Source organism: Chitinophaga varians, from assembly GCF_014529945.1.
Taxonomy (GTDB): domain Bacteria; phylum Bacteroidota; class Bacteroidia; order Chitinophagales; family Chitinophagaceae; genus Chitinophaga; species Chitinophaga varians.
The window spans coordinates 1-24487 of the sequence record NZ_JACVFB010000006.1; the positions used below are offsets into that span (position 1 = coordinate 1).

The 24487-nt window shown below is 50.5% G+C and carries 17 protein-coding genes and 1 pseudogene; 9 read left to right on the forward strand and 9 right to left on the reverse strand.

The genetic code is table 11. The features are described from left to right. Positions 1–182 precede the first annotated feature (182 nt). From nagB to ICL55_RS35120, 8 genes and pseudogenes are all read right to left on the reverse strand, one after another. Positions 183–2114 (reverse strand): annotated as a pseudogene (gene nagB, locus ICL55_RS26415) (glucosamine-6-phosphate deaminase); the annotation flags it as partial. A gap of 257 nt (positions 2115–2371) precedes the next feature. Continuing rightward, a complete protein-coding gene (locus tag ICL55_RS26420; protein ID WP_188103225.1) occupies positions 2372–4660 on the reverse strand; it encodes a glycoside hydrolase family 20 protein in 2289 nt (762 codons plus the stop codon). Positions 4661–4686: 26 nt separating this feature from the next. Beyond that, the gene (locus ICL55_RS26425) at positions 4687–5460 is read right to left on the reverse strand and encodes an endonuclease/exonuclease/phosphatase family protein (protein WP_188103234.1); all 774 of its coding nucleotides are present in this window, start codon (positions 5458–5460) and stop codon (positions 4687–4689) included. 96 nt (positions 5461–5556) lie between these two features. Further along, positions 5557–6441, reverse strand: a complete 885-nt coding sequence (locus ICL55_RS26430) for an alkaline phosphatase family protein (RefSeq protein WP_188103237.1) — start codon at positions 6439–6441, stop codon at positions 5557–5559. 80 nt (positions 6442–6521) lie between these two features. After that, the gene (locus ICL55_RS26435; protein WP_246496647.1) at positions 6522–7286 is read right to left on the reverse strand and encodes a copper homeostasis protein CutC; all 765 of its coding nucleotides are present in this window, start codon (positions 7284–7286) and stop codon (positions 6522–6524) included. A 95-nt stretch (positions 7287–7381) separates the two neighbouring features. Next, the gene (locus tag ICL55_RS26440) at positions 7382–8434 is read right to left on the reverse strand and encodes a glycosylasparaginase (RefSeq protein ID WP_188103241.1); all 1053 of its coding nucleotides are present in this window, start codon (positions 8432–8434) and stop codon (positions 7382–7384) included. A 32-nt stretch (positions 8435–8466) separates the two neighbouring features. Continuing rightward, positions 8467–9432 (reverse strand): ROK family protein, encoded by a 966-nt coding sequence (locus ICL55_RS26445; RefSeq protein ID WP_188103243.1) that lies wholly within the window; start codon positions 9430–9432, stop codon positions 8467–8469. Continuing rightward, complete coding sequence (locus ICL55_RS35120; RefSeq protein WP_223151615.1) at positions 9404–11323, reverse strand: MFS transporter; 1920 nt, start codon at positions 11321–11323, stop codon at positions 9404–9406. Before ICL55_RS35120 ends, ICL55_RS26445 begins: the two co-directional genes overlap by 29 nt. 195 nt (positions 11324–11518) lie before the next feature. On the opposite strand from ICL55_RS35120, the gene ICL55_RS26455 reads away from it, so the two are divergent. Continuing rightward, positions 11519–12838 (forward strand): sugar MFS transporter, encoded by a 1320-nt coding sequence (locus ICL55_RS26455; protein WP_188103246.1) that lies wholly within the window; start codon positions 11519–11521, stop codon positions 12836–12838. 304 nt (positions 12839–13142) lie between these two features. After that, entirely contained in the window at positions 13143–14318 is a 1176-nt protein-coding gene (gene galK / locus ICL55_RS26460; RefSeq protein ID WP_188103247.1) for a galactokinase, read from the forward strand. A 93-nt stretch (positions 14319–14411) separates the two neighbouring features. Here the strand turns inward: galK and ICL55_RS26465 are convergent, their stop codons facing one another. Next, positions 14412–15806: a Gfo/Idh/MocA family protein gene (locus ICL55_RS26465; protein ID WP_188103251.1), complete on the reverse strand. Its 1395-nt coding sequence runs from the start codon at positions 15804–15806 to the stop codon at positions 14412–14414. A 262-nt stretch (positions 15807–16068) separates the two neighbouring features. On the opposite strand from ICL55_RS26465, the gene ICL55_RS26470 reads away from it, so the two are divergent. The 7 genes from ICL55_RS26470 (at position 16069) to argB (ending at position 24487) form a co-directional block, all read left to right on the forward strand. Then, positions 16069–18126, forward strand: a complete 2058-nt coding sequence (locus ICL55_RS26470) for an alpha-L-fucosidase (RefSeq protein ID WP_188103253.1) — start codon at positions 16069–16071, stop codon at positions 18124–18126. 414 nt (positions 18127–18540) lie between these two features. After that, entirely contained in the window at positions 18541–19335 is a 795-nt protein-coding gene (locus tag ICL55_RS26475; RefSeq protein WP_246496649.1) for a GNAT family N-acetyltransferase, read from the forward strand. A 57-nt stretch (positions 19336–19392) separates the two neighbouring features. Then, a complete protein-coding gene (gene argG / locus ICL55_RS26480; RefSeq protein WP_188103255.1) occupies positions 19393–20583 on the forward strand; it encodes an argininosuccinate synthase in 1191 nt (396 codons plus the stop codon). A gap of 15 nt (positions 20584–20598) precedes the next feature. Continuing rightward, positions 20599–21582: an N-acetyl-gamma-glutamyl-phosphate reductase gene (gene argC, locus ICL55_RS26485; protein WP_188103257.1), complete on the forward strand. Its 984-nt coding sequence runs from the start codon at positions 20599–20601 to the stop codon at positions 21580–21582. Between the two features lie 33 nt (positions 21583–21615). Then, positions 21616–22740, forward strand: a complete 1125-nt coding sequence (locus tag ICL55_RS26490) for an aspartate aminotransferase family protein (RefSeq protein WP_188103259.1) — start codon at positions 21616–21618, stop codon at positions 22738–22740. Between the two features lie 5 nt (positions 22741–22745). Beyond that, positions 22746–23696: an N-acetylornithine carbamoyltransferase gene (locus ICL55_RS26495; RefSeq protein WP_188103261.1), complete on the forward strand. Its 951-nt coding sequence runs from the start codon at positions 22746–22748 to the stop codon at positions 23694–23696. Positions 23697–23698: 2 nt separating this feature from the next. Further along, positions 23699–24487 (forward strand): acetylglutamate kinase, encoded by a 789-nt coding sequence (gene argB / locus ICL55_RS26500; RefSeq protein ID WP_188103264.1) that lies wholly within the window; start codon positions 23699–23701, stop codon positions 24485–24487.

Genomic DNA, 24487 nt, shown 5'->3' on the forward strand with positions numbered 1-24487 from the left:
TAAGAAAAACAAAGGGGCGAAGATCAATTTTTCACGCAAAGGCGCTAAGCAGCCAAGTGACAAAGGATATTAAGCGAGCTAAGAAAATAAAAGGAGCGAAGACCGCTATGATCTCCGCTCCTTTGTTATCTTATAAATCTTAAAAATTCTTTGCCGCTTTGCTGCTTAGCGCCTTTGCGTGACTACATGAAGTGGTAACGTACAAACGCTTCCATCGCGGAGTATTTCTGCAGACCCAGCTGGTCGTACAGGTTAGCGGTATTGGCGTTACGGTCTTCCGCACGTTGCCAGAATTCGCGCAGGTCGGTACCCTGGAAAGGCACCACGTCTTTCTGGCTCTGGTGGATGAAGATACCGAGGCGTTTCTGCAGCACCTGGTCGGGGCTCATGGGAACAGCCATTTCGATTTCATGGATATCCCATTCCTGCCATGCGCCTTTGTAGAGCCATACCCAGCAGTCTTTCATCCATTCTTCGTGTTTCAGTCTGTCGAGTGCAGCGAAGATGATGTCCAGGCATACTTTGTGGGTACCATGCGGATCGGCGAGGTCACCGGCGCAATAGATCTGGTGAGGTTTTATTTTGCGGAGCAGGTCTACTGTCAGCTGGATATCTTCTTCACCCATTGGTTTCTTTTCCACGAGACCTGTTTCATAGAACGGCAGGTTCATGAAGTGGGCGTTTTCTTCGGCGATACCAACGTAGCGGCAGGTAGCTTTTGCTTCACAACGACGGATCAGGCCTTTGATGGCGCGGTTTTCCGGCGTATCCTTCTGGCTCGGTTTTTTACCACGGATAAATGCTTTGGCTTCTTCCAGGATCTGGGAGCTCTTGCTTTTATCGATGTCGAACATGCCTTCGAAGCCTACGGCGAAATCGATGAAGCGCAGCAGGAACTCATCGGTAACAGCGATGTTGCCGGAAGTCTGGTAAGCTACGTGTACATCGTGGCCTTGTTCGTGCAGACGGATAAAGGTACCGCCCATGGAGATGATATCATCATCAGGGTGCGGAGAGAAGATCAGCACACGTTTTTTAGCGGGCTCGGAACGCTCAGGGTGATTAGGCAGCTGAGGACCGGGTTTGCCACCAGGCCAGCCGGTGATGGTATCGCGGATGGCGTTGAATTCTTTGATATTAAGCTCATAGGCAGAACCATACTGTACGATCAGGTCGTTGAGGCCATTTTCGTTATAGTCTTTATCTGTGAGCATCAGGATGGGTTTGTTCAGCTTCAGGGCCAGGCTGGTCACGGCTTTGCGGATCAGGCCGGGAGTCCATTCGCAGTCGCCGGTGAGCCAGGGTTCTTTGAAGCGGGTGAGCTCAGCAGAAGCCTGTTCGTCGATCACGAATTTGCAGTTAGGATGCTGTTGCAGCAGGGAAGCAGGCACCTGGTCAGTGCTGTGGCCTTCTACAGAACGGCAAACGATTTTAGCTTTATGAGAGCCCCATGCCATCAGGATTACCTTTTTGGCTTTGAAGATGGTGCTCAGGCCCATGGTGATGGCCAGACGAGGCACCTGGCTCATATTGGGGAACTCGTAGGCGTTAGCCAGACGGGTGCTGTTGTCCAGCGTTACCAGGCGGGTGTGAGAGTTGATGTTGGAACCCGGCTCATTGAAGCCAATGTGGCCGTTGTTGCCGATACCCAGGATCTGGATGTCGATACCACCGGCTTCTTCAATACGTTTGTCGTAATCAGCGCAATATTGTTTGATCTGATCTTTCGGTATGGTGCCATCAGGAATATGGTATTGTCCTTCCGGTATATCGATGTGATTGAAGAGATGTTCTTTCATAAAGCGATTGTAGCTCTGCAGCGCATCCGGCTCTATGGGATAGTATTCGTCGAGGTTAAAGGTGATCACATTTTTGAAGCTCAGTCCTTCCTCTTTGTGCAAACGAACCAATTCGGCGTAGAGATATTTAGGGGTAGAGCCAGTAGCCATACCCAGCACGCATTTTTGATTGGCAGCTGCTTTTTCGCGAATTAACGCGGCTATTTCATGGGCCGCTGCTTTGGAACCCTCTTTCGCAGAAGGGTGGATCTCCACAGCAATTTGTTCAAAGCTGTCAATCAGTTCGATTTCCTGATGATTAATCGTCATTTGTAAACGTTTTTGATTAGATGCGGTTTAAAAACGAGCCGGAAAATTAAATAAAATACTGCTAATCTTTGCTAAATTTTAGCTCTTATTTAATTTAAATTTATTTTAACTTAATAAGAGCGTTTTTTATATTGTAATACATTCTTATCCGGCGTTGTTTTCCCGGGACTAAAGTCCAGGGCCGCAACATTCCTGTTAATATTGGTGTAGGAGTCATTCATAAATAAAATCGCCCGGCCTGTAAGCCGGGCGATTTTGCTATGTTACTGTATGATCATTTCATCTACGAAGAGCCAGGCAGGACTACCGGCGCCTTCGCCTCCGGCCGGAATAGTACCGAAGTTGGTGGCGCTGAGTTTTACAAAACGTCCGCGGGCTTCCACCTTGCCTCGTACCTGGTTAATACCGGTTTGATTGAAGGCGGTCTGTTTGTATACCTCTTTATAGGTTTTGCCGTCTTCGGATACGGAGAAGGTGACCTGTTTGGGCGGATATATCCAGTTGGGCCGCAGGTTCAGCGTGTTCAGGCCCACCAGCCGGATGTCCTGGATGCTGTCCAGTTCCACCACGGCTTCCATGTTTTTGCCATTGTAGCCAAACCACTGACCGTCATTATAGGAGGCGATGCCTTCGATACCGTTTACCAGTGCGAAGGGGGTGCCCGGGTCATAGTCCTTGCCGGGCGGGGCTGCGAGGGTTACTTTTTTACCCAGGCCTTTATGGAACACAAAATGCTGGCTGTATTCATTGCCGAAGGGCTTATCGCCCTCAAATACCTGCGCCCGCAGGGTACCGGACTGTTGTATCTGTACCGGTCCGCTATAGGCTTTTGATTGCAGGGAAGGAGCGCTGCTGTCGAGGGTATATACTATTTTGCCGCCATCCAGCTTGCTGTCGAGCTTTACTTCCACGCCGCCTTTTTTAGTATCCGCTACCACGCCGGTCACTTCAAATACGTGTTTGGCGTAGTTTACCTTTTTCTGATCGAGGCGTTTTACATGTACTTTCAGCCTGTCCACGAAGTTATCGTAGTTGCGTTTGTCGGCTGGTGTCCACAATACTTCTGCCAGTGCGGAAGCGCGGGGATATACCATGTACTCGAGATAGTCGGTATTGGCGATGTATTCGGTCCATAGGTTGGCCTGTGCGCCTTTGATGTATTTGGCTTCTTCTTTGGTCAGTTCTGTGGGCACGGGTTCGTAGCTGTATACTTTGCTGACAGGGGTGTAGCCGCCGATCGCCAGTGGTTCGTTGTGGCCCTGTGACTGATAGTGGTCAAAGTAGCAATAGCTGCCCGGTGTCATGATCACGTCGTGGTGCTGTTTGGCGGCGGCGATACCGCCTTCAATGCCGCGCCAGCTCATCACGGTGGCATTAGGGGCGAGGCCTCCTTCCAGGATTTCATCCCAGCCGATGATCTGCCGGCCTTTGCTGTTCAGGTATTTTTCCATGCGCTGTATGAAGTAGCTCTGCAGGGCATGGGCATCTTTCAGGCCTTCCTGTTTCATGCGGGCCTGGCATTTAGGACATTTTTCCCAGCGTACTTTAGGGCATTCATCGCCGCCGATGTGGATGTATTTGCTGGGGAACAGCGGCAGTACTTCGTCCAGTACATCCTGGAGGAAGGCGTACACGCTGTCGTTACCGGCACAGTACACGTCGTCATACACGCCCCAGCGGGTACCTACTTCGTAGGGGCCACCGGTACAGCCCAGGTTAGGATAGGCGGTGAGGGCCGCGAGTGCGTGGCCGGGCATCTCTATTTCCGGGATGACCGTTACAAAGTGGTCGGTAGCGTACTTCACCACTTCTTTCACCTGTTCCTGTGTATAGAAGCCACCATAGGGTTTTCCGTCGTACTTGTTGTCAGCATAACGGCCTGCCATGGTTTCTTTACGTTTGGAGGCCACTTCCTGCAGCCGTGGATATTTTTTGATCTCGATGCGCCAGCCCTGGTCCTCTGTGAGGTGCCAGTGGAAGGTGTTGTATTTGTGCATCGCCAGCAGATCGATATATTTTTTGATGAATTCCACGGGGAAGAAGTGACGGCCCACGTCGAGGTGGAGGCCACGATAGGCGAAGCGGGGAGCGTCGGTGATGCTGACACCGGGAATGTACATGGCATCGGCCTTTTGTACGGGTAGCAGCTGTATGAGCGACTGTACGCCGTAGAACGTACCGGCGCCGCTGTTACCGTTGATGGTAACCCCTTTGCTGTCTACATTCAGCGTATAGCCTTCAGCGTGGGTGCTGTCATTACCGGTATGCAGGGTAATGGCGTTTCTGTCGCCTGTTTCTTTGATATCCAGTTCATAACCGGTCAGTTCTTTCAGCCAGGCGTTGAAGAGGGCCGCTGTTTTGCGGTCTGCTTCGCCGGTGGCGACGAGCACGGTATGTTTGTCGAGCAGGAATGAATCCTGTTTCTCGGTCACACTGGCCGGCATCGGAATGATGCTTACTTTTCCTTTGGGCGCATCTGTGTGGCGGGATCCCGAGCAGCTGCCCAGGGCGGCTGCGCCACCCAGAAGGCACAGGTAGAATAATTTTTTCATTGACACTTTTAGCATTTCGATGATCGTTATTTCAGTTCCAGTTCACTGAGCATGGGGCGATGGTCAGAAGCCACGGCTTCTTCGATGATCCTTGCTCCGGTGACGCTCCAGCGGTTTTGTGGGTGTACCATGATATAGTCCAGTTTCACCCGTGGGGAGTCGGCCGGAAAGGTAGGTCCCATCTGCTGGGTGGCGTCAGTGAATATCTTTTTTAATGTTTTAATTTCTTTGCTGGCGGGAGGTGCGTTAAAGTCGCCGGCGAGTATCACGGGTGTTTTTGTTTCCCTGAAGTAGGTCACCAGCTGGTTGGCCTGTGCGATACGGTTGGCAGCGGGCTTTTCCGCGTCGAGGTGCGCGCTCACAAAGTGCAGCAGGCTGTCACCCGGGAGTTTCACGGTGATGATACCGGCCACGCGTGGTTCCACTTCTTCCTTGGTGACGGAGGGCAGCGGGAGCGTGATGGCTTCTGTGATGGGGAAGCGGGAGAGTATACCGGTGCCATAACCGCCGCCGTCAAAGTTCATGGCTTTGGCAAAATAAGTGTACATGCCGGTGATCGCTGCGAGTTCTTTGAGCTGATCGGTGTTTTTAGTGCGTTGGGTAGCACTGTCAACTTCCTGCAGGGCTACCAGGTCCGGATTGGTAGCGAGGATCACGTTGGCGATCCCCTGAAGGTCCAGCAGGCCTTTCATGTTTTCGCCGTGATGGATGTTGTAGGTCAGTACTTTCACCTTTTGCACCTGGGCTGTGAGTGATAATCCTGTCAGACAAACGACGGTGACGAGCAGCAATCTTTTCATAACACTTAGATTTAGATATTTTCAAATTTGGTTATTTGATCATTGGTATAAGGAGTCTTGCATACTTTCCAATAGCCAAATTTCAAAATAACCCCATTACTTAAAAGCCTCTTTCACAGGTCTTCCGGTCCATACCTGTGGTGTTTTCAGGCCAAAGATCCAGGCGAGGGTGGCGGCGGTATCGTACGTAACAACACTGGTGCTTAGCTCTTTGTTTGCCTTCACGCCCGGGCCGCGGATAATCCATGGAATCTGCATTTCTTCCATGGTTTTGCCGCCGTGGCCTTTTTTGATACCGCCATGATCGGCGGTGAGGAGGATAATGGTGTTATCCCATATGCCGGCATCTTTGACGGCTTGCAGAATTTTGCCCAGCAGCTCGTCATTCTTTTTCACCTGATCGAAGTAAGGCTGGATATTGTGACCAATATTGTGCCCAACACCGTCGGGCTGGTCGAAATGTATAAAAAGGAAGTCTGGTTTTTTCTCTTTGATGTACGCTACAGATGCTTCAGTAGCCAGACTGTCATTGTCTTTGGTGCCGAGGTCTTTGTTGACCGCTGCTTTGGGGAAGAGGTATCCGATACCTTCCCAGCTGTAGATCACGCCGATTTCCGCGTTGGGCTTTTGTTCGCGCAGGATGGTGTAGATAGAAGGGAACATGCCGTATTGATCGAGTGTACGGGACGGCAGTTCGGGCTTACGGCTGTCCCATTCCGTATAGCCGTGCACTTCAGGGCCTGCGCCCATCACCATGGAAGCCCAGTTGACAGCGGAGGAGGAAGGCAGTACGCTGCGTGCCTGCAGTGTCCAGGCGCCTTCTTTCATCAGCTGTTTCATGTTGGGATTGTCCACCTTCGGAAAACAATAAGCGCCAAAGCCGTCCATGCCTATCAGGATGACATGTTTTACGCCTTTGACCTGTGCCTGCGCGAATAGACCGCCCAGCAACAGTCCGGTTGCAATGATCAGTTTTTTCATTTCGTTGTTCACTTTTAAAAGGCTTGCACGGCCGTATAGGGGCCGTGCAGCATAATAGGTTTGTTCTCTGCTAAGATAGCCTACTGATTGCTCTCCTGCAAGGCTTTTTCCCCTCTTTCACGAATTAATAATACTTCCTGGCGTTGGGTTTGGGAGATGCCGTATTCCGGCACGCCGGGGATGCCGCCCATGCTTACATTGGGATTGCGGTATACCATGCCGCTTTCTTCATAGGCTTTGGCGGTGGTGTGGTATTCTGTGACGCCGGTGGTGTTGATGAGCTCCGCGATATTATGCGCCCTGACGCCGGAACCGGCCATGATAGCGACGCGGTCGTTGGCACGTTCCACCAGGTCTTTCAGCAGGGAAGCGCCTTCCACGGCGGTATTACGGGCGCCGGAAGTGAGAATGCGTTCACAGCCGATTTCAATGATCGCTTCCAGTGCTTCGAACGGGTTGTCGGTCATATCGAATGCGCGGTGGAAAGTAACGCCCATCGGCCATGCCAGGTCTACCAGTTCTTTGCAGCGGGGTTTGTCTACCCGTCCGTCTGGTGTGAGGATACCGATTACCACGCCATTGCAGCCGAGTTGTTTGCAAATAGCGACATCTTTTTTCATCACTTCAAATTCCAGGTCGGAATAGAGGAAGTCGCCGCCTCTGGGGCGTATGATGGGATAGAGATCTATTTTTACTTTTTCGCGTGCTACAGCGATGGTGGCGTAGCTGGGGGTGGTACCGCCTTCCAGCAGGTTATCGCACAGTTCTATGCGATTGGCGCCGCCTTCTTCGGCTGCGATGCAGGAAGCTACAGAGGCAGCGCATATTTCGAGGACAAAAGACATAAGCATTTGGATATTTGATTATTTGGTTATTTGATTATTTAAAAGAGCTCAGCGTCCTTCAAATATCAAAATAACCAAATAACCCAATGGCAAAATTAGAAATAGTGTTTCCCGTCTATCAGCGTGTTGTTCACCTCTTTGTTGAGGACAGCGTAGCTGAATCCTTTCTGGAGGCAGTAAGCGCCGTATTGTCCTTTTTTATTGAGGGCGAGGAAGCCTACCTGTATTTCTTTCGCTTTGGAAGGGCTTCTTTTCACGATGCGTTCTACCGCTTCTTTGCAGGCTTTTTCCGGGGGGTATCCCTGGCGCATCAGTTCCACGACGAGGTGGCTGCCGACGATTTTGATGACTTCTTCGCCGACGCCGGTGCTGGTAGCGGCGCCTATTTCGTTGTCCACATATAGTCCTGCGCCGATGATGGGGGAGTCTCCCACGCGGCCGTGGAGTTTGAAGGCCATACCGCTGGTGGTGCAGGCGCCGGAGAGGTTACCTTCCGCGTCCATGGCCACCATACCGATGGTATCGTGGTTATACACATTGCCTGGCAGCATCAGCGGGTTGAAGGCAGTGGCACCGTTGGTGGGTGTGTACGATTTGTTTTCTATGTTGATGACCGGTTTATATTCAGATGTTTTGAGCCATTCTTTCCATGCTTTCTCTGCCTCGGGGGTGAGCAGGTTTTCTTTTTTGAAACCGTTGGCCAGCGCGAATTGCAGGGCGCCGTCGCCTACCAGCATGACGTGCGGTGTTTTCTCCATCACGAGGCGTGCCACGGAGATGGCGTGGGTAACATGCTCGAGTGCTGCCACAGAGCCGCAGTTGCCGTGTTCGTCCATGATGCAGGCATCGAGGGTTACGCGGCCGTCGCGGTCCGGATAACCGGAATAGCCTACGGTGTGGTTATTGGGGTCGGCTTCAGGGACGCGTACGCCGGCTTCCACTGCATCGAGGGCGCGACCGCCTTTTTTGAGTATTTCCCATGCGGCTTCATTGGCGGCACGGCCGAAATCCCAGGTGGAGATCACGATGGGTTTTCCTTTTACGGGTGCTTTGGCTTGTGCGCGTGCAGCCGTGGATGTTACACTGTCTAAAGAGAAAACAGCGGCACCAAGGGCCGCTGTTTTCAGAAAACTTCTTCTATTTTTCATATTATTTTTATTAGCTGTCAGGTAGCCGTGGGCTAGTCTTTCATTTCCCAGGCCAGGGCGCTGGCACCGAGGATGGCGGCGTCGCTTTCCTTCAGTTCAGAGAACAGCAATTTAACTTTATTCTGGAAGATGGGCAGCAGATTTTTTTCCATGTGCTCTCTTACCGGTTTCATGATCACATCGCCTGCCTGTGTGAGGCCACCAAAGAGGATGATGGCTTCAGGGCTGGAGAACATCACGAAGTTGGCCAGGGCAGCGCCCAGTATCTGGCCGGTGAACTCGTATACTTCCATGGCCAGCGGATCGCCTTTCATGGCAGCTTCGTAGATCAGTTTGGAATTGATTTCCTCTTTGGTGTGCTCGCGCATGATGCTGGGCACATCCGGACGGGTGGCGAGGAATTCGATCGCGGTGTTGGTAACGCCCGTGGCAGAAGCGTAGGCTTCGAGGGAGCCATAGGCGCCGGTACCAGGGTGGTAGCGGCCACCAGGGATCACGATAATATGACCCAGTTCACCTGCAAAACCATCATGACCATATATCAGCTGGCCGTTGGCCACAATACCGCTGCCTACGCCGGTGCCGAGGGTGATCACGATAAAGTCTTTCATACCGCGGGCAGCACCGTAGATCAGTTCACCCAGTGCGGCTGCGTTGGCATCATTAGTTAATACAGCCGGGAGCCCGAATTTTTTCTCGAGCAGGCTGGCTAAGGGAACTACGCCTTTCCAGCGCAGATTCGGAGCATATTCAATATTACCGTTGTAATAGTTGCCGTTGGGTGCACCAACGCCGATACCTTTGATATTTTCGATCCCTCCTACCGCTGCTATCAATGTAGACAGCTGTTGGTGAAGTTCATCCAGAAAGCAGTTTACGTCTTCATGTTTATTCGTTAACATACGACCATCACACAAAATATTACCTCTGCGATCTACAATGCCGAATTTGGTATTAGTCCCTCCGATATCAATGCCCACCACTAGTTGCTGACTCATAATCGATTCCTTGAGATTTTAATATGTTTTTAACTCTGAATGCAAAAAATGCAAGATAAGCGAAGCACAGCGCCGGAATAACATAAGAGGCGTGGATGCCGATGCTTGGGATGTCTGCCAGGCCGCCCTGTACCGGAGGTACGAGAGAGCCGCCGAGGATCATCATGATCAGGAAAGCAGAGCCCTGACCGGTGTATTTACCCAGGCCGCCGATAGAGAGGGCGAAGATGCTGGGCCACATCACGGAGCAGAACAGGCCGCCGCTGATGAACGCGAAAGTGGCGAGCGCACCGCTGGTGAACAGGCCTACCAGTACGGTACCTACCCCCAACAGGCCAAATACCATGAGGGTTTTAGCGGGTTTATCCTGACCGGCGAAGAAACCGATGATCTGGATAACGATGCAGATAGCATAAGGATACAGTGCGCTGACATCGTTGCCTTTGATCACGTTGGCACCGAGGATAACGCCATAGGCCACGAAAGGTACGATCACGCACAGAATTTTACGGGTAGTTTTAGATACGTTGAATACGCTGATGGCGCCGGTCCAGCGGCCGATCATCATACTGCCCCAGAAGAGCGACACGTACGGGTCCAGCTCAGATTCCGCCAGTCCTTTCGGTGTGAGGAAACCCGGATGTTTCAGCAGGGCGCCGAGGTTGCTGGCGATGGTTACTTCCACACCTACATAGATGAAGATGGCCAGCATACCGAGGGTGAGCTGCGGATATTTCATGGCGCCCCATCCTTCGCTGCCACCGGCAGATGACATTTTAGCAAAGAAGAGGATGCCGATGATACCTACGATACCGGCAACGAAGAAAGGCAGTTCATATTTCAGTACCAGTCCGAGGAGGATCAGGATAAACATGAGGGTGATGCCTATGATGGATTTGGTTGCTTTCGGAGATGTTTCGAATGCTTCATCCTGGTCCTGGCTTTCCGGCATTTTCACGAAGGCGAAGATAGCTGCGGCCACGAGGAACAGTACGATGAGCAGGATATAGAGCGTGTTGATTTTGCTGATGTCGGTGCTCACGTCGCCGCCTTTGATGTTACCAAACAGCAGCATGCTCACGATGATGGGGCCGATGGTAGTACCGAAGGAGTTGATACCGCCGGCGAGGTTGAGACGGTGGGAGCCTTTGGCAGGGTCGCCCAGCAGGATGGCAAATGGATTGGCCGCTGTTTGTTGCAGCGAGAAACCGAGCGCCACAATAAAGAGGGCCATCAGGATCAGGGCAAAGTAACCGAAGGTCACTGTTTGCTGGTGGTCAGCAGAGAGGGTGTTGATCACTTTCTCCAGGCTGGATTTGTTGAAGATACCAGCATATTGATGATGTTCTTCGTCTTTGGTGAATCCCTGCGGTATGGCTGCCAGGAGGTGTGGGTTGTTGATGTATTTGTCAGCGCCCTCATTACCGGAGATCAGCAAAGCATACGTGTCTTTTTCTTTCTCACGACGGATTTTCACCTGACGGTCAGACGTTTGCAGTTGCTGCTCTACCTGGAAACTGCTGATGTCGCTCAGGGTTTCCTGAATAGGAACGATCTTTTCTTTGTTGACACAAGGGATCATAATTGCGGACCCCAGTACAGAAATTAATAAACCGTAAATAATACCCTTCTTATATCCTATTTTATTGAGGATATCTACTTTTCTTGCTGCAGATGCCAGATACAGGATGAGGGAGCCGATAAAGTAGGCACTGTAAAAGGAGAAGTCAATCAGCTGAGACTCAAGTTGGGTAAGGTTGAAGTGAGATTTACAGAAAGGGATAAATATACTGTTGGATGCAGCCAGGAAACCCCAGAAAAAGAACACCAGTATAAGCACAAAAAACGACGGGTGTGTACTTTGTGCGCCTTGCTTTGTTTGCTGAGCCATAAACGTGTTAAGTTACAATGAAATTTTGCCGGATAAATGTATAATATTTTTTTAAGGAATTTCTAAAAAACCGAATAAACCGTTGCATTTTTTTTCGATAGTAAAACGTTTTAGCTAATATATTTATGAATTATAGCATAAAATATAACGGAGTTTCACTATGTTCGCGTTTATCTAAAAATCAAACAGACAGCTATGTCCAACCAAACAGCAACAATGAATATACCCAAACAGGCGGGGTACGGCCAGGCGATGGCGATCATCTGTATTTTGTTTTTCGTGTTCGGCTTTGTTACCTGGCTTAATGGAACGCTGATCCAGTTTTTCCAGATTGTGTGTGAACTGAACGTGTCGCAGGCGCTGCTGGTAACAATGGCCTTTTTCATGGCTTATTTCTTTTTATCGATCCCTTCCTCTTTTATCCTGAACAAAACAGGGTTTAAAAATGGTATGGCGTTAGGGCTGCTGATCATCGCGATCGGTTCGCTGGTATTCATCCCTGCGGCTAACGCCCGTAGCTTTGGTATGTTCCTCACCGGCCTGTTTATTCAGGGGGCGGGACTGGCATTGCTGCAAACAGCTTCTAACCCGTACGCCAGTATTATTGGTCCCAAGGAAAGCGCTGCCAAACGTATTTCTATTTTGGGCATCTGTAACAAAACTGCCGGCGCGCTGGCTCCGCTCATCCTCGGCTCTATCATCCTGAAAGGTGCAGAGAAACTGGAGGCAGACATCGCTGCGGCAGTAGATCCTGTACAGAAATCAGCGCTGCTCGACAGCCTGGCTTCCCGTGTGATCAGCCCTTACGTGGCGATCGCCATTGTACTCACCATCCTCGCTTTCCTGCTGAAACGTTCCTCCCTGCCGGAAATCGACACCGACGCAGAAGACGCGACCACTGCGGCTTCCACTAACGGAAAAACCAGCGTGTTCCAATTCCCGCAACTGGTGCTGGGCGTGATCTGTATTTTCATGTATGTAGGCGTGGAAGTAATGGCCGGCGACGTGATCGGTCAGTATGGTAAAGCACTGGGCATGAGCATCGCAGACACCCGCTACTTCACCACTTTCACCCTGGTGGCCATGCTGGCAGGTTATGTGATTGGTATCGCTACCATTCCGAAATACCTCACCGGTAAAAAAGGTCTCCAGATCTCCGCTGTACTGGGCGTATTCTTCACCATCGGCGCTTACCTGAACACCGGCTTCTCTGCGGTGACTTTCATCGCGTTGCTGGGTCTGGCCAACGCACTGATGTGGCCTGCTATCTTCCCGATGGCTATCGACGGCCTGGGCCGCTTCACCAAAATCGGTTCCGCCCTCCTCGTGATGGGTATCGCCGGCGGTGGCGTCATCCCACAGATCTACAGTGGTATGTTCGATCAGCACAGCATGTTCAGCTTCCTGTACAGCAGCAGCATCGACTTCAGACATGCGTTCCTGTATTGCATGGTGCCCTGTTATCTCTACATCCTGTTCTACTCACTGGTAGGAGACAAGATCGGCAGAAAATAAGTCCTGCATCAACCTGAAAAATAACAACACCCGGGGGCTATTCCAGGGATAGTAAATGATATATAACAGCAGCGGTCTATGCAGGCCGCTGCTGTTGTCCTTTAACCCCCAGGGTTACGAGGCTGTATTGATGCCCAGGGCATGATGATAGGTTGGTATAGTGGCGACTACGTTTGCACAATGTAATGAGGGAGCGGCTAACCACCTTTTCGACAAAAATCTTTTCATCTTCCGCAGAACATCCTTCTCTTTTATTGTTTTTTTTATATTTTTAGGCGTAAAATTTACGTTTAATAATTTTCTGATGATACAGCAAACAAGGGAGAAATTCATCCAGTTATTCGGAAAAGAGCCGCTGATCGTAGTTTCCCCGGGAAGAATTAACCTCATCGGCGAACACACCGACTATAACGACGGCTTTGTGTTGCCCGCCGCCATCGATAAAAAGATTGTATATGCGGTAGCGCTGAACGGTACCCGCAAATGTAACGCCCACGCGGTTTTTACGCATGAAACGGTTTCATTCGATCTCGACAATGTGGTGCCTACTCCCGGATGGATCAACTATCTCATGGGCGTGGTGTATCAGCTGCAACAAGGCAATTATCCGGTGGAAGGGTTCGACTGTGTGATTGCCGGTGATATTCCTGTCGGTGCCGGCATGTCTTCTTCCGCAGCAGTGGAAGGTGGACTGGTAGCGGCACTCGACGAAATTTTCCAATACGGCATGAGCCGCATGGACATGGCTTTGCTGGGCCAGCGGGCAGAACATTCGTTCCCCGGCGTGAAATGTGGTATCATGGACCAGTTTGCCAACCTGCATGGTAAAAAAGACCAGGTGGTACGACTGGACTGTCGCAGCCTGGAATACGAATACTTCCCGTTCGATTTCCCGGAATACCGTATTGTACTGTGTAATTCCATGGTGCATCACTCTCTCGCTTCATCAGAATACAACGTGCGCCGCCAGCAATGCGAGGAAGGTGTGAAAACCATCCAGGCGCAGCATCCGGAAGTAAAGTCGCTCCGCGACGCCACCCTGCCTATGCTGGAAGCCGTAAAAGCACAGCTGCCTGCCAAAGTATATGACCGCTGTAAATATGTGATCGAAGAAATTCAGCGTGTACAGGACGCTACAGCGCTGTTGAAAAAGGGAGACCTGCAGACTTTCGGTCAACTGATGTATGCTACCCACGAAGGATTGAGTGTGCTTTACGAAGTTAGTTGCCCTGAACTGGATTTCCTGGTATCTCTTGCTAAGGAGCGACCGGAAGTGACCGGCGCCCGTGTGATGGGTGGTGGTTTCGGCGGTTGTACTATCAACCTGGTAAAACAGGACAAGGTAGATGCTTTCCGTGATTTTGTGACGGCACGTTATCAGCAACAATTTGGCAAAACACCGGAGATTTATGTGACAACGATAGAGAATGGCACTACGGTGGAGAAAGTTGCGGCCAGCGCGTCTGATGCGCGCGTATAAAGATGGATAACCGAAGGTTATTGTTCATATTGTATTAAAAAGAAAATCGCCCATTGACTACTGTCAGTGGGCGATTCTTTTTTATGTTCATCACTAGTACTGATCGTCCAGTGCGAAGATCGGTTTTCTGTTCATCCAGCGACCGCGGGTGAAGTCGGGGATGTACTGCACGCTGCCGCCTTCGAGAATAGATTGTTCGCTGAGCGGAGTGATGGCGTACCAGGTAGCCATATCGTATACGTCGAGCTGATAAGGAGCGCCGCGTTTGATGCTTTCCACGAAGGAGTTGAGCACGTACCAGTCCATACCGCCGTGGCCTGCGCCTTTAGCGTCGCTGGCGTAACGTTTCCACAGCGGGTGGTCGTACTTACCGAAGTAGCTGTTGGCATCTTCCGGTTTACCGGTTTTTTCCCACTCATCGTATGGGCTTTTCTTTTCGATATATATGGAGTCCTGATCATCCATCCACAGGCCGTTGGTACCCTGAACGCGGAAGTTGAGGGAGTAAGGGCGAGGGGAGTTGGTATCGTGCGACAGCATGATGGTTTCACCGTTGCTGGTCGTCATCAGGGAAGAAACGATATCACCGAGTTTGAATTTCACTTTTGCGTTCGGATGGCTTTCGCTGCTGTTGTCCACGATGTATTTGTGGAGGCCGCGGGATTTGGTAGCCACGGAAGTGATGGTCATGAGGCGGTTGCCGCGGTTCATGTTGATCACGTTACCGATAGGACCGAGACCGTGAGAAGGGTACAGGTCAGCGTTGCGGTGAACGGAGTGGTTCGTTCTCCATTTTGCTTCAGACAGCGCGTTTTCACCGAATTCCACGCCACCGCCGTAGTATTGTTTGCCGTTGTTGAATTTCACCCCGCGGAGATCGTGCTGGTAGCCGCCCTGCAGGTGGGTGATTTCGCCAAACAGGCCCTGACGCGCCATGTTCAGTACCGCCATGACGTCTCTGCGGTAGCATACGTTTTCCATACCGAAAACCTGCACGCCGGTGTTTTCGCTGGTGTTCACCAGTTCCCAGCATTCCTGGATATCGGAGGCGCCGCAAACTTCCACCGCAGGGGTTTTGCCGGCTTTCATCGCAGCAATGGCCATGATGGAGTGCCATTCCCAGGGGGTAGCGATGATCACCGCATCGATGTCATCTCTTTTCAGCAGGTTATGGTAATCTTCCGGACCGTTGGTGTATTCAGCCACTTTTCTTTTGCCGCCGTATACCTTGGTGATCATATCTCTCGCTTTCGGAACGGTGTAAGCAGTGTCGGGGTCCGCAAAAGCTATTACGTCTACGTCTTCGCGATGCAGGCAGAGGCTGAGATGACTCAGGCCGCGGGCGCCTACGCCGATCAGACCAATTCTTACCTTGGGTTTCTTTTCATTGGCAAACAGTTTTGCAGAGGAGCCGAGCATAGAGAGTCCTATACCTGCGGCCGCCGTGTTTTTGAGAAAACTTCTGCGATGCAGTGGTTGTTTATTCATTGTTCAGTTTTTAATATCGTATAATGATACGTTGTGAAGGGACTAAATTTATAAAATTTGCCCCGTGTAAACCAACCCGGGTAGGTTTTTTATTACATTTTTGTGATAAACGGCGAAAAACGCAACCGATTGTTGGTTAATATTGAATTATGAATAGAGAATACCCGATCATCTCCGATAAAGGATGCGGATTATCTTCGCTCAGCATGAAGTAGGGAAAAGATTTTGGCGCTGACCTGTAATCCGTAATTTATCCAGTGAAATGAAAAAGACCAATTTATTATTAGCCGGCTTGTTTGCCTGTGGCATGGCCTCGGCGCAGAAGATCCAGCCTTATGGCGCGCTGCCGTCCCAGGCGCAGGTAGCCTGGAATGACATGGAGTATTACATGTTCATCCACTTCGGGCCCAACACCTTTACCAACAAAGAGTGGGGACATGGTGATGAGGATCCGAAAGTGTTTAACCCTACCCGTCTCGATGCCCGTCAGTGGGCGCGTACCGCCAAAGAGGCCGGTATGAAAGGTATTGTGATCACGGCCAAACACCATGACGGTTTTTGTTTGTGGCCTTCTAAATACAGTACCCATACTGTTCGCGAGAGCGCGTGGAAAAATGGCAAAGGGGATGTACTGGCAGAACTGTCAGCCGCCTGTAAGGAATATGGCCTGAAGTTCGGCGTGTACCTGTCGCCATGGGACCGTAACCATCCTGAGTATGGTACCGCCACTTATAACCAGGTATTTGCCAATACTTTGGAAGAAGTGCTTTCCGGCTACGGCCCTGTATTTGAGCAGTGGTTCGACGGCGCCAATGGTGGTAATGTGAAACAACCTTATGACTGGGACCTGTTCCATAAAGTAGTGTACAAACACCAGCCCAACGCCGTTATCTTCAGCGACGTAGGACCGGGCTGCCGCTGGGTAGGCAATGAAAACGGCATCGCCGGCACCACCAACTGGAGCACGCTGAATGTAAAAGGATTTTCACCCGGCGCTGGCGGTCCTCCCACCAAGTCGCTCAACGAAGGCAACGAAGACGGGGAGAAATGGATACCGGCAGAATGCGACGTGTCTATCCGTCCGGGATGGTTTTACAGCCCCGATACAGACGATAAGGTGAAGTCTGTAAATACGCTCCTCGATATTTATTACGGCTCTGTAGGCCGCAATGGCAACCTGATTTTGAATGTGCCTATCGACCGGGAAGGATTGATCCATCCAAATGATTCCACCCGTTTGATGGAGCTGCGTCGTGTACTGGATGCCACCTTCAAAAACAACCTCGCGAAAAATGCGGTAGTAACGGCAACGGATACACGTAAAGATAATCCGGAAGTAAAAGTATCTCATCTCACAGATGGCACGAATGCTACCTATTGGGCTACGCCGGACAACGTTACTAAAACAACGGTGAAGTTGACATTTAAGCAGCCCGTGACTTTCAACCGGGTGGTGTTGCAGGAGTATATCGCGTTGGGGCAGCGGGTGAGCGCTTTCAGCGTGGAGATCCTGGACAAAGGCGTGAAGAAGGAGATCGCCCGGGAAACCACTATCGGGCACAAGCGCATCCTGCGCCTGCCTGACTACACCACTACGGAAGTATATATTAATATATTAGACGCCAAGGCGGCGCCGGTGATCAGTGAAGTGCAGCTGTATGAAGCGCCGGGCATGCTGGCCACGCCGGAGATCCGTCGGGCTAAAGACGGCAAGGTGACTATTACCGCCGCTTCTGCCGATCCGGAAATACATTACACCACCGATGGCGCTACACCGACGCTCCGCTCTCCGCTGTATACGCCGAAAACGGTTATCAGCCTGCCACAGGGCGGCGAGGTAAAAGCCAGGGCATTCCTGCGCAAAACGAACGCTGCCAGCCCGGAAGTAAAAGCTATTTTCGATGTGGCGCCTGCCAAATGGAAGGTAGTGGCCCCTGCTACTGCGGACGCGGCTAAGGCCATCGACGGCAATCCTGCTACCGTGTGGGCATCTGACAAAAAAACGACACAATACCCACATCAGCTGGAAGTAGATCTGGGTGAAACGTTGACACTGAAAGGGTTTACCTACACGCCCACCACCAATGAGCACATCAGTGGAGTGATTTATGGTTACGCCTTCTACACCAGCGCCGACGGTAAGAGCTGGGGGCAACCGGCAGCTGCCGGCAGCTTCGCCAACATCAAAAATAACCCGGTACAGCAGACCATTAATTTTGCGCCGGTGAAAGCCAGATTTATCCGTTTGGTGGCCACCGCACCCGCCACCGAAAAAGATAATCAGGCCAGTGTGGCCGAATTGGGGATTATTACTAAATAGTATATAAATAATTAAAGTATAAGACGGCTGGGTCCTGACGAGTTGGGCACAGCCGTCTTTTTGTTAACGGTTTGAAAAAAATCGGCATTCCCCAAAAAAAATTCGATTGATTAAAAAGATATTATTATAACTTTGCGGTTAATCTAAACTAAAGACAATATTTATAACAATTTAACGCTGAACTGAAGTTGGAAAAAACCGCAACTCATACCAACATCTCTGCATATCATCCCGCTTTAAATAAAGGGGTATATTCTGTTGGGTTCAATGTCTTTAGATTCCTTTCCCGACGACCCAGGATTTGATAGCGCTTGTCATACAACCGCTATCGCGCCGGATATCCCCATGTCCGGTGAATGTTCCGTAATGGAAGACTTCAATCTATTTATTGATTCACGATTTCAATTTTAAAAGTTGGAAAATCAGCATATCATCGTTAGGGTAGCCACACCTGACGATATACACTATTCAAAAACCATCACTGATGAGATGGAGGCGTCTGCAAAAGCGCGTGGGACCGGTATTGCGAAACGTTCACCGGCTTATGTGGAGCTTAAAATGCAGGAGGGAAAGGCTGTTATTGCGTTAACCGAAACGGGCGACTGGGTAGGCTTTTGTTATATAGAGGCCTGGGGTCATGGAAAATTTGTTGCCAATTCCGGGCTGATCGTGAATCCCGCCTTCCGTGGGCATGGCGTGGCTAAGTCCATCAAACACAAAATCTTTGAACTGTCAAGAGAAATGTACCCCGAGTCCAAAATCTTTGGCCTCACTACCGGTCTTGCTGTAATGAAGATCAACTCTGAGCTGGGTTATGAGCCCGTTACCTATTCCGAACTGACTGACGACGAGGAATTCTGGAAAGGCTGCCGTAGCTGTGTGAACTTTGATATCCTCACCAGCAAACAGCGGAAGAACTGCCTGTGCACCGCAATGCTGTATGATCCGGCTGAAAAGCTGAAAGAAGCAGAAGAGCGGGCGATGGCTGATGCCAAAGCCAAACAGGAAGCGGCAGCTACCGCTGCACAGCCTGTCAACCAGCTGTCTGTGACTGCTGCCGGCCAGATCCACCACGAGAAAAGACGTCGGAGATTTAAAGGAAACATAAAGCTCTACGAGCGTTGGTTAAGATTTAAAAGATTTGTTTTGCTCAACAGCAAAAAAGAAGGTGGCGCTACCGGCACCAGGAAAAAATTTTTCCTGTTCTGAAGTCTGCCACACACCGTCTGAAAATATAGTTCTGAAAATATAAATGATGTCGTAAAAATGAAAAAAGTAGTACTGGGATTTAGCGGAGGACTTGATACTTCCTATTGCGTTAAATATCTGACCGAAGAAAAAGGATATGAGGTGCATTCCGTAATCGTCAACACCGGTGGATTCTCTGAGGAAGAGCTGCAGGAAATTGAGAAACGCGCTTATAACCTGGGCGTTAAAAGTCACAAGACTGTTAATGCGGTCCGTTCCTACTACGACGGCGTTATTAAATACCTGATTTTCGGTAACGTACTGAAAAATAATACCTATCCGCTGAGTGTGAGCGCAGAGCGTATGAGTCAGGCACTGGCCATCGCGGAGTATGTGAAAGAAGTGGGTGCTGATGCCGTAGCGCATGGCAGCACCGGCGCCGGCAACGACCAGGTGCGTTTTGACATGGTGTTTCACATCATGATCCCTGGTGTGGAGATCATCACGCCCATCCGTGATATGAAGCTGAGCCGTGAAGAAGAAATTTCCTACCTGCAGTCCAAAGGCGTGAACGTGAATTTCGAGAAAGCCATGTACTCTATTAATAAAGGTATGTGGGGCACTTCCGTAGGCGGTAAGGAAACACTGACTTCCAACGGTATGCTGCCGGAATCAGCATGGCCTACCCAGCTGACCAAACAGGGTGAAGAACAAGTAAAACTGACTTTCGAGAAAGGAGAGCTGGTTGGTGTGAACGACCAAAAATTTGCTCACCCGTCTGAAGCTATCCAATATCTGCAAACGATCGCAGGGCCGTTTGCTATCGGCCGTGACATTCACGTAGGCGATACCATCATTGGTATCAAAGGCCGTGTAGGCTTTGAAGCCGCTGCGCCGATGGTGATCATCAAAGCGCACCACGCACTGGAAAAACATGTGCTCACCAAATGGCAGTTGACCTGGAAAGACCAGCTGGCACAGTTTTACGGCAACTGGATGCACGAAGGACAGATCATGGACCCGGTGATGCGCGATATCGAAGCCTTCCTGCAACACACACAGGAAAATGTTTCCGGTGAAGTGTTCGTAACACTGATGCCTTACCGTTTCCAGGTAACCGGTATCCAGTCGCCTTACGACCTGATGAGCAGCAAATTCGGCAAGTATGGCGAAATGAACAGCGGCTGGTCAGGCGAAGATGTAAGAGGCTTCAGCAAAATTTTTGGTAATCAGACGATGATCTGGCATCAGGTTAAAAACGCTCTCTAAAATCAGCATCGAAAAATGGCAAATGATAAAAGGGTAAGGGCAGGCATTGTTGGTGGGGCAGGGTATACAGGCGGAGAAATGATCCGGTTGTTACTGAACCATCCGGACGTATCCATTTCGTTTGTGCATAGCCGTAGTAATGCAGGTAATCCGTTGTACGCGGTACATGCCGACTTGCTGGGCGAAACAGAACGGTCTTTCACCGCCGAGCTGAGCAACGATATTGACGTGATGTTCCTGTGTCTTGGACACGGAGAATCCAAAAAATTCCTGGAAGCAACGGATGTTGCTCCCCATGTAAAAATAATAGACCTGAGCCAGGACTTTCGTTTAGGCGAAAGCGTTAAAGGACGGGAATTTGTGTACGGGCTGCCGGAGCTGCAGCGGGAACAGATCCAGCAGGCCAGCAATGTGGCCAATCCCGGCTGTTTTGCCACCGCTATCCAGCTGGGCATTCTGCCGCTGGCCAAAGCCGGTCTGCTGAAAGAAGTACATACCACCGGCATCACCGGGTCTACCGGCGCCGGACAGAGCCTGCAGGCTACTTCCCACTTTACCTGGAGGGCTAACAATATCTCCACTTACAAAGTGCTGAGCCATCAGCACCTGAAAGAAATACGACGAAGCCTGGTACAGTTGCAACCCGGCTTCGAAGAAGCGGTCAACTTTGTGCCGGTACGCGGTGATTTCCCCAGAGGTATCTGGGTAACCTCTTACCTGCAGAGTGACGTGACCCTGGAAGAAGCAGTGCAGCTGTACAAAAACTACTATGCCGGTCATCCTTTTACGCATGTGAGCGAAAAACAGATCGACCTGAAGCAGGTAGTAAATACCAACAAGGTATTGCTGCAATTGGAGAAAGTGGGCGACAAACTCATCATCCACGCTATCGAAGATAACCTGGTAAAAGGCGCTTCCGGTCAGGCTGTACAGAACATGAACCTTATGTGCGGGCTGGATGAAACGGCCGGACTGAAACTGAAGTCCATCGTGTTCTAACCGTTTTTATCATTTTCAATTTTACCTGACATCATGAAACTTTTCGACGTTTATCCAGTAAACGACATCGTTATAGATAAAGCTGCCGGTTCCAACGTATGGGACGATAAAGGCACCGAATACCTGGACCTGTACGGTGGTCATGCCGTTATTTCTGTTGGACATACTCATCCGCACTACGTAAAAAGACTGACCGACCAGCTGCATAAAGTAGGCTTCTACTCCAATTCCGTGAAGATGCCGCTGCAGGAAGAGCTGGCCGCTTTGCTGGGCAAGGTTTCCGGCAAAACAGACTATCAGCTGTTTCTGTGCAACTCCGGCGCCGAAGCTAATGAGAACGCGCTGAAACTGGCTTCTTTCTACAATGGCAAAAAGAAAGTGATCGCTTTCCGCAAGGCCTTCCACGGAAGGACTTCCCTCGCTGTAGCGGCCACCGATAATCCGAAGATCGTAGCGCCAGTGAACGAAACCGAGAACATCGTGTTTCTGCCATGGGAAGACGAAGCCGCGCTGGAAGCCGCTTTCAAACAACATGAAGTATCTTCTGTTATCATTGAAGGTATTCAGGGCGTGGGTGGCATCAACGTAGCCAGCGAGTCTTTCCTGCGGAAGATCCGGAGCCTGTGCGACGCGCACAATGCCGTATTTATCGCCGACTCCGTACAATGTGGTTACGGCAGAAGCGGTAAATTCTTCTCTCACGATTTTGCCGGTGTGGACGCCGACATCTACTCCATGGCAAAAGGCATGGGTAATGGTTTCCCGATAGGTGGCATTATCATCTCCCCCAAATTTAAAGCAGTACATGGTATGCTGGGCACCACTTTTGGTGGTAACCACCTGGCCTGTGCAGCAGCCCTCGCCGTACTGGAAGTGATCGAAAGCGAAAAGCTGATCGACAACGCCGCCAGCATAGGGGCATACCTGATGGAAGAGCTGCGGAAGTTCTCCCAGGTAAAAGAAGTAAGGGGTCGTGGCCTGATGATCGGTATCGAGATGCCGGAAGAACTGGCCCATGTAAGAAAGAACCTGCTGGGTGTTCATAAGATCTTTACCGGAGAAGCCAAGCCTAATGTAATACGGCTGCTGCCTTCCCTGGCATTGACCAAAGCCCATGCAGATCAGTTTTTGGAAGCGTTTAGAAAAGAAGTCAAATAGCAATAATGAAGCAGTTTATTTCAACAGCAGATGTGCCCAGTGTCCCGCGGTTGGTGGACATTGCCATGAACTACAAGAAAGATCCTTTCATCGATAAGGAATTGGGAAAAAATAAGACTTTGGGAATGATTTTCCTGAATCCCAGTTTGCGAACACGCTTAAGTACACAGGTAGCCGCTAAAAATCTGGGTATGGAAGCCGTGGTGTTCAACATCGACAAAGAGGGCTGGGCGCTGGAGATGAATGATGGTGTAGTGATGAATGGTAATACCACCGAACACGTAAAAGAAGCTGCCGCCGTGATGGGGCAATACTTCGACATACTGGCTATCCGCACCTTTCCGGGGTTGAAAAACAAAGAGGAAGATTATACCGAGAAATATATCAACCAGTTCATTAAATATGCCGGTGTTCCGGTGGTGAGCCTGGAAAGCGCTACCCTGCATCCTTTGCAGAGCCTGACCGATGTGATCACCATCAAAGAAAACTGGCAGCAGCCCCGCAAACCGAAAGTGGTGATGACCTGGGCGCCGCACGTAAAATCGCTGCCACAGGCTGTTCCCAACTCTTTCGCACAGTGGATGAATGCCTGGGGAGAAGTGGATTTTGTGATCGCTCATCCCGAAGGGTATGAACTGGACGAAAAATTCTCCGGCAACGCCCGCATAGAATACAATCAGGACAAAGCACTGGAAGGCGCTGACTTTGTGTATGTGAAAAACTGGTCTTCGTATAGGGATTACGGTAAGATCACCTGCACAGACCCCAGCTGGATGGTGACCAATGATAAACTCAAACATACCAATACCGCCAAAGTAATGCACTGTCTGCCGGTGAGAAGAAATGTGGTGATTGCAGATGAAGTACTGGACGGGCCTCAATCCATCGTGATCCCGGAAGCGGGCAACCGGGTATGGGCTGCACAGGCGGTATTAAGCGAAATATTGAAAGGATAATCATGATTGATCTGTTTATTATCAAAGTAGGCGGAAACGTTATCGATAACCCGGTATTGTTGCAGGCTTTCTTAGAGAAGTTTGCAACGATACCCGGTAAAAAAATACTGATACACGGTGGTGGTAAAATCGCTACCCGTATCGGTGACCAGCTGGGCATCGAATCCAAATACGTCGATGGCCGCCGCATTACCGATGCCGCCACTATCGACGTGGTGACCATGGTATATGGCGGGCTGGTGAACAAACAGCTGGTAGCCAAACTGCAGGCTGCGCAATGTAACGCCATCGGGCTTACCGGCGCGGATGCCAATATCATTCCTGCTACCAAAAGACCGGTGAAAGAAATCGACTACGGTTTTGTAGGCGACGTAAAACCGGAGATGGTACAGGCAACGGCGCTCAAAGCATTGCTGGAAGCTGGCCTCACCCCGGTGTTTGCACCGCTTACCCACGATGGTAATGGACAGATGCTGAACACCAATGCAGACACTATCGCCGCTTCGCTGGCCATTGCTTTGTCTGCCAGCTACCAGGTAAGGCTGATCTACTGCTTCGAGAAAAAAGGCGTGCTGCGTGATCCGCAGGACGACAATGCAGTCATCAACCTGATCAACAAAGAAATCTACCAGCAGCTGCTCGACGAAAAGGTATTGACAGACGGCATCCTGCCTAAGTTACAGAACGCCTTCTCTGCCATCGATAACGGTGTGAAGGAAGTGCTGATAGGACACGCCGACGATGTGCTGAGCAACACCACCGACCAGGTGGCGGGCACTTTAATATGCTAG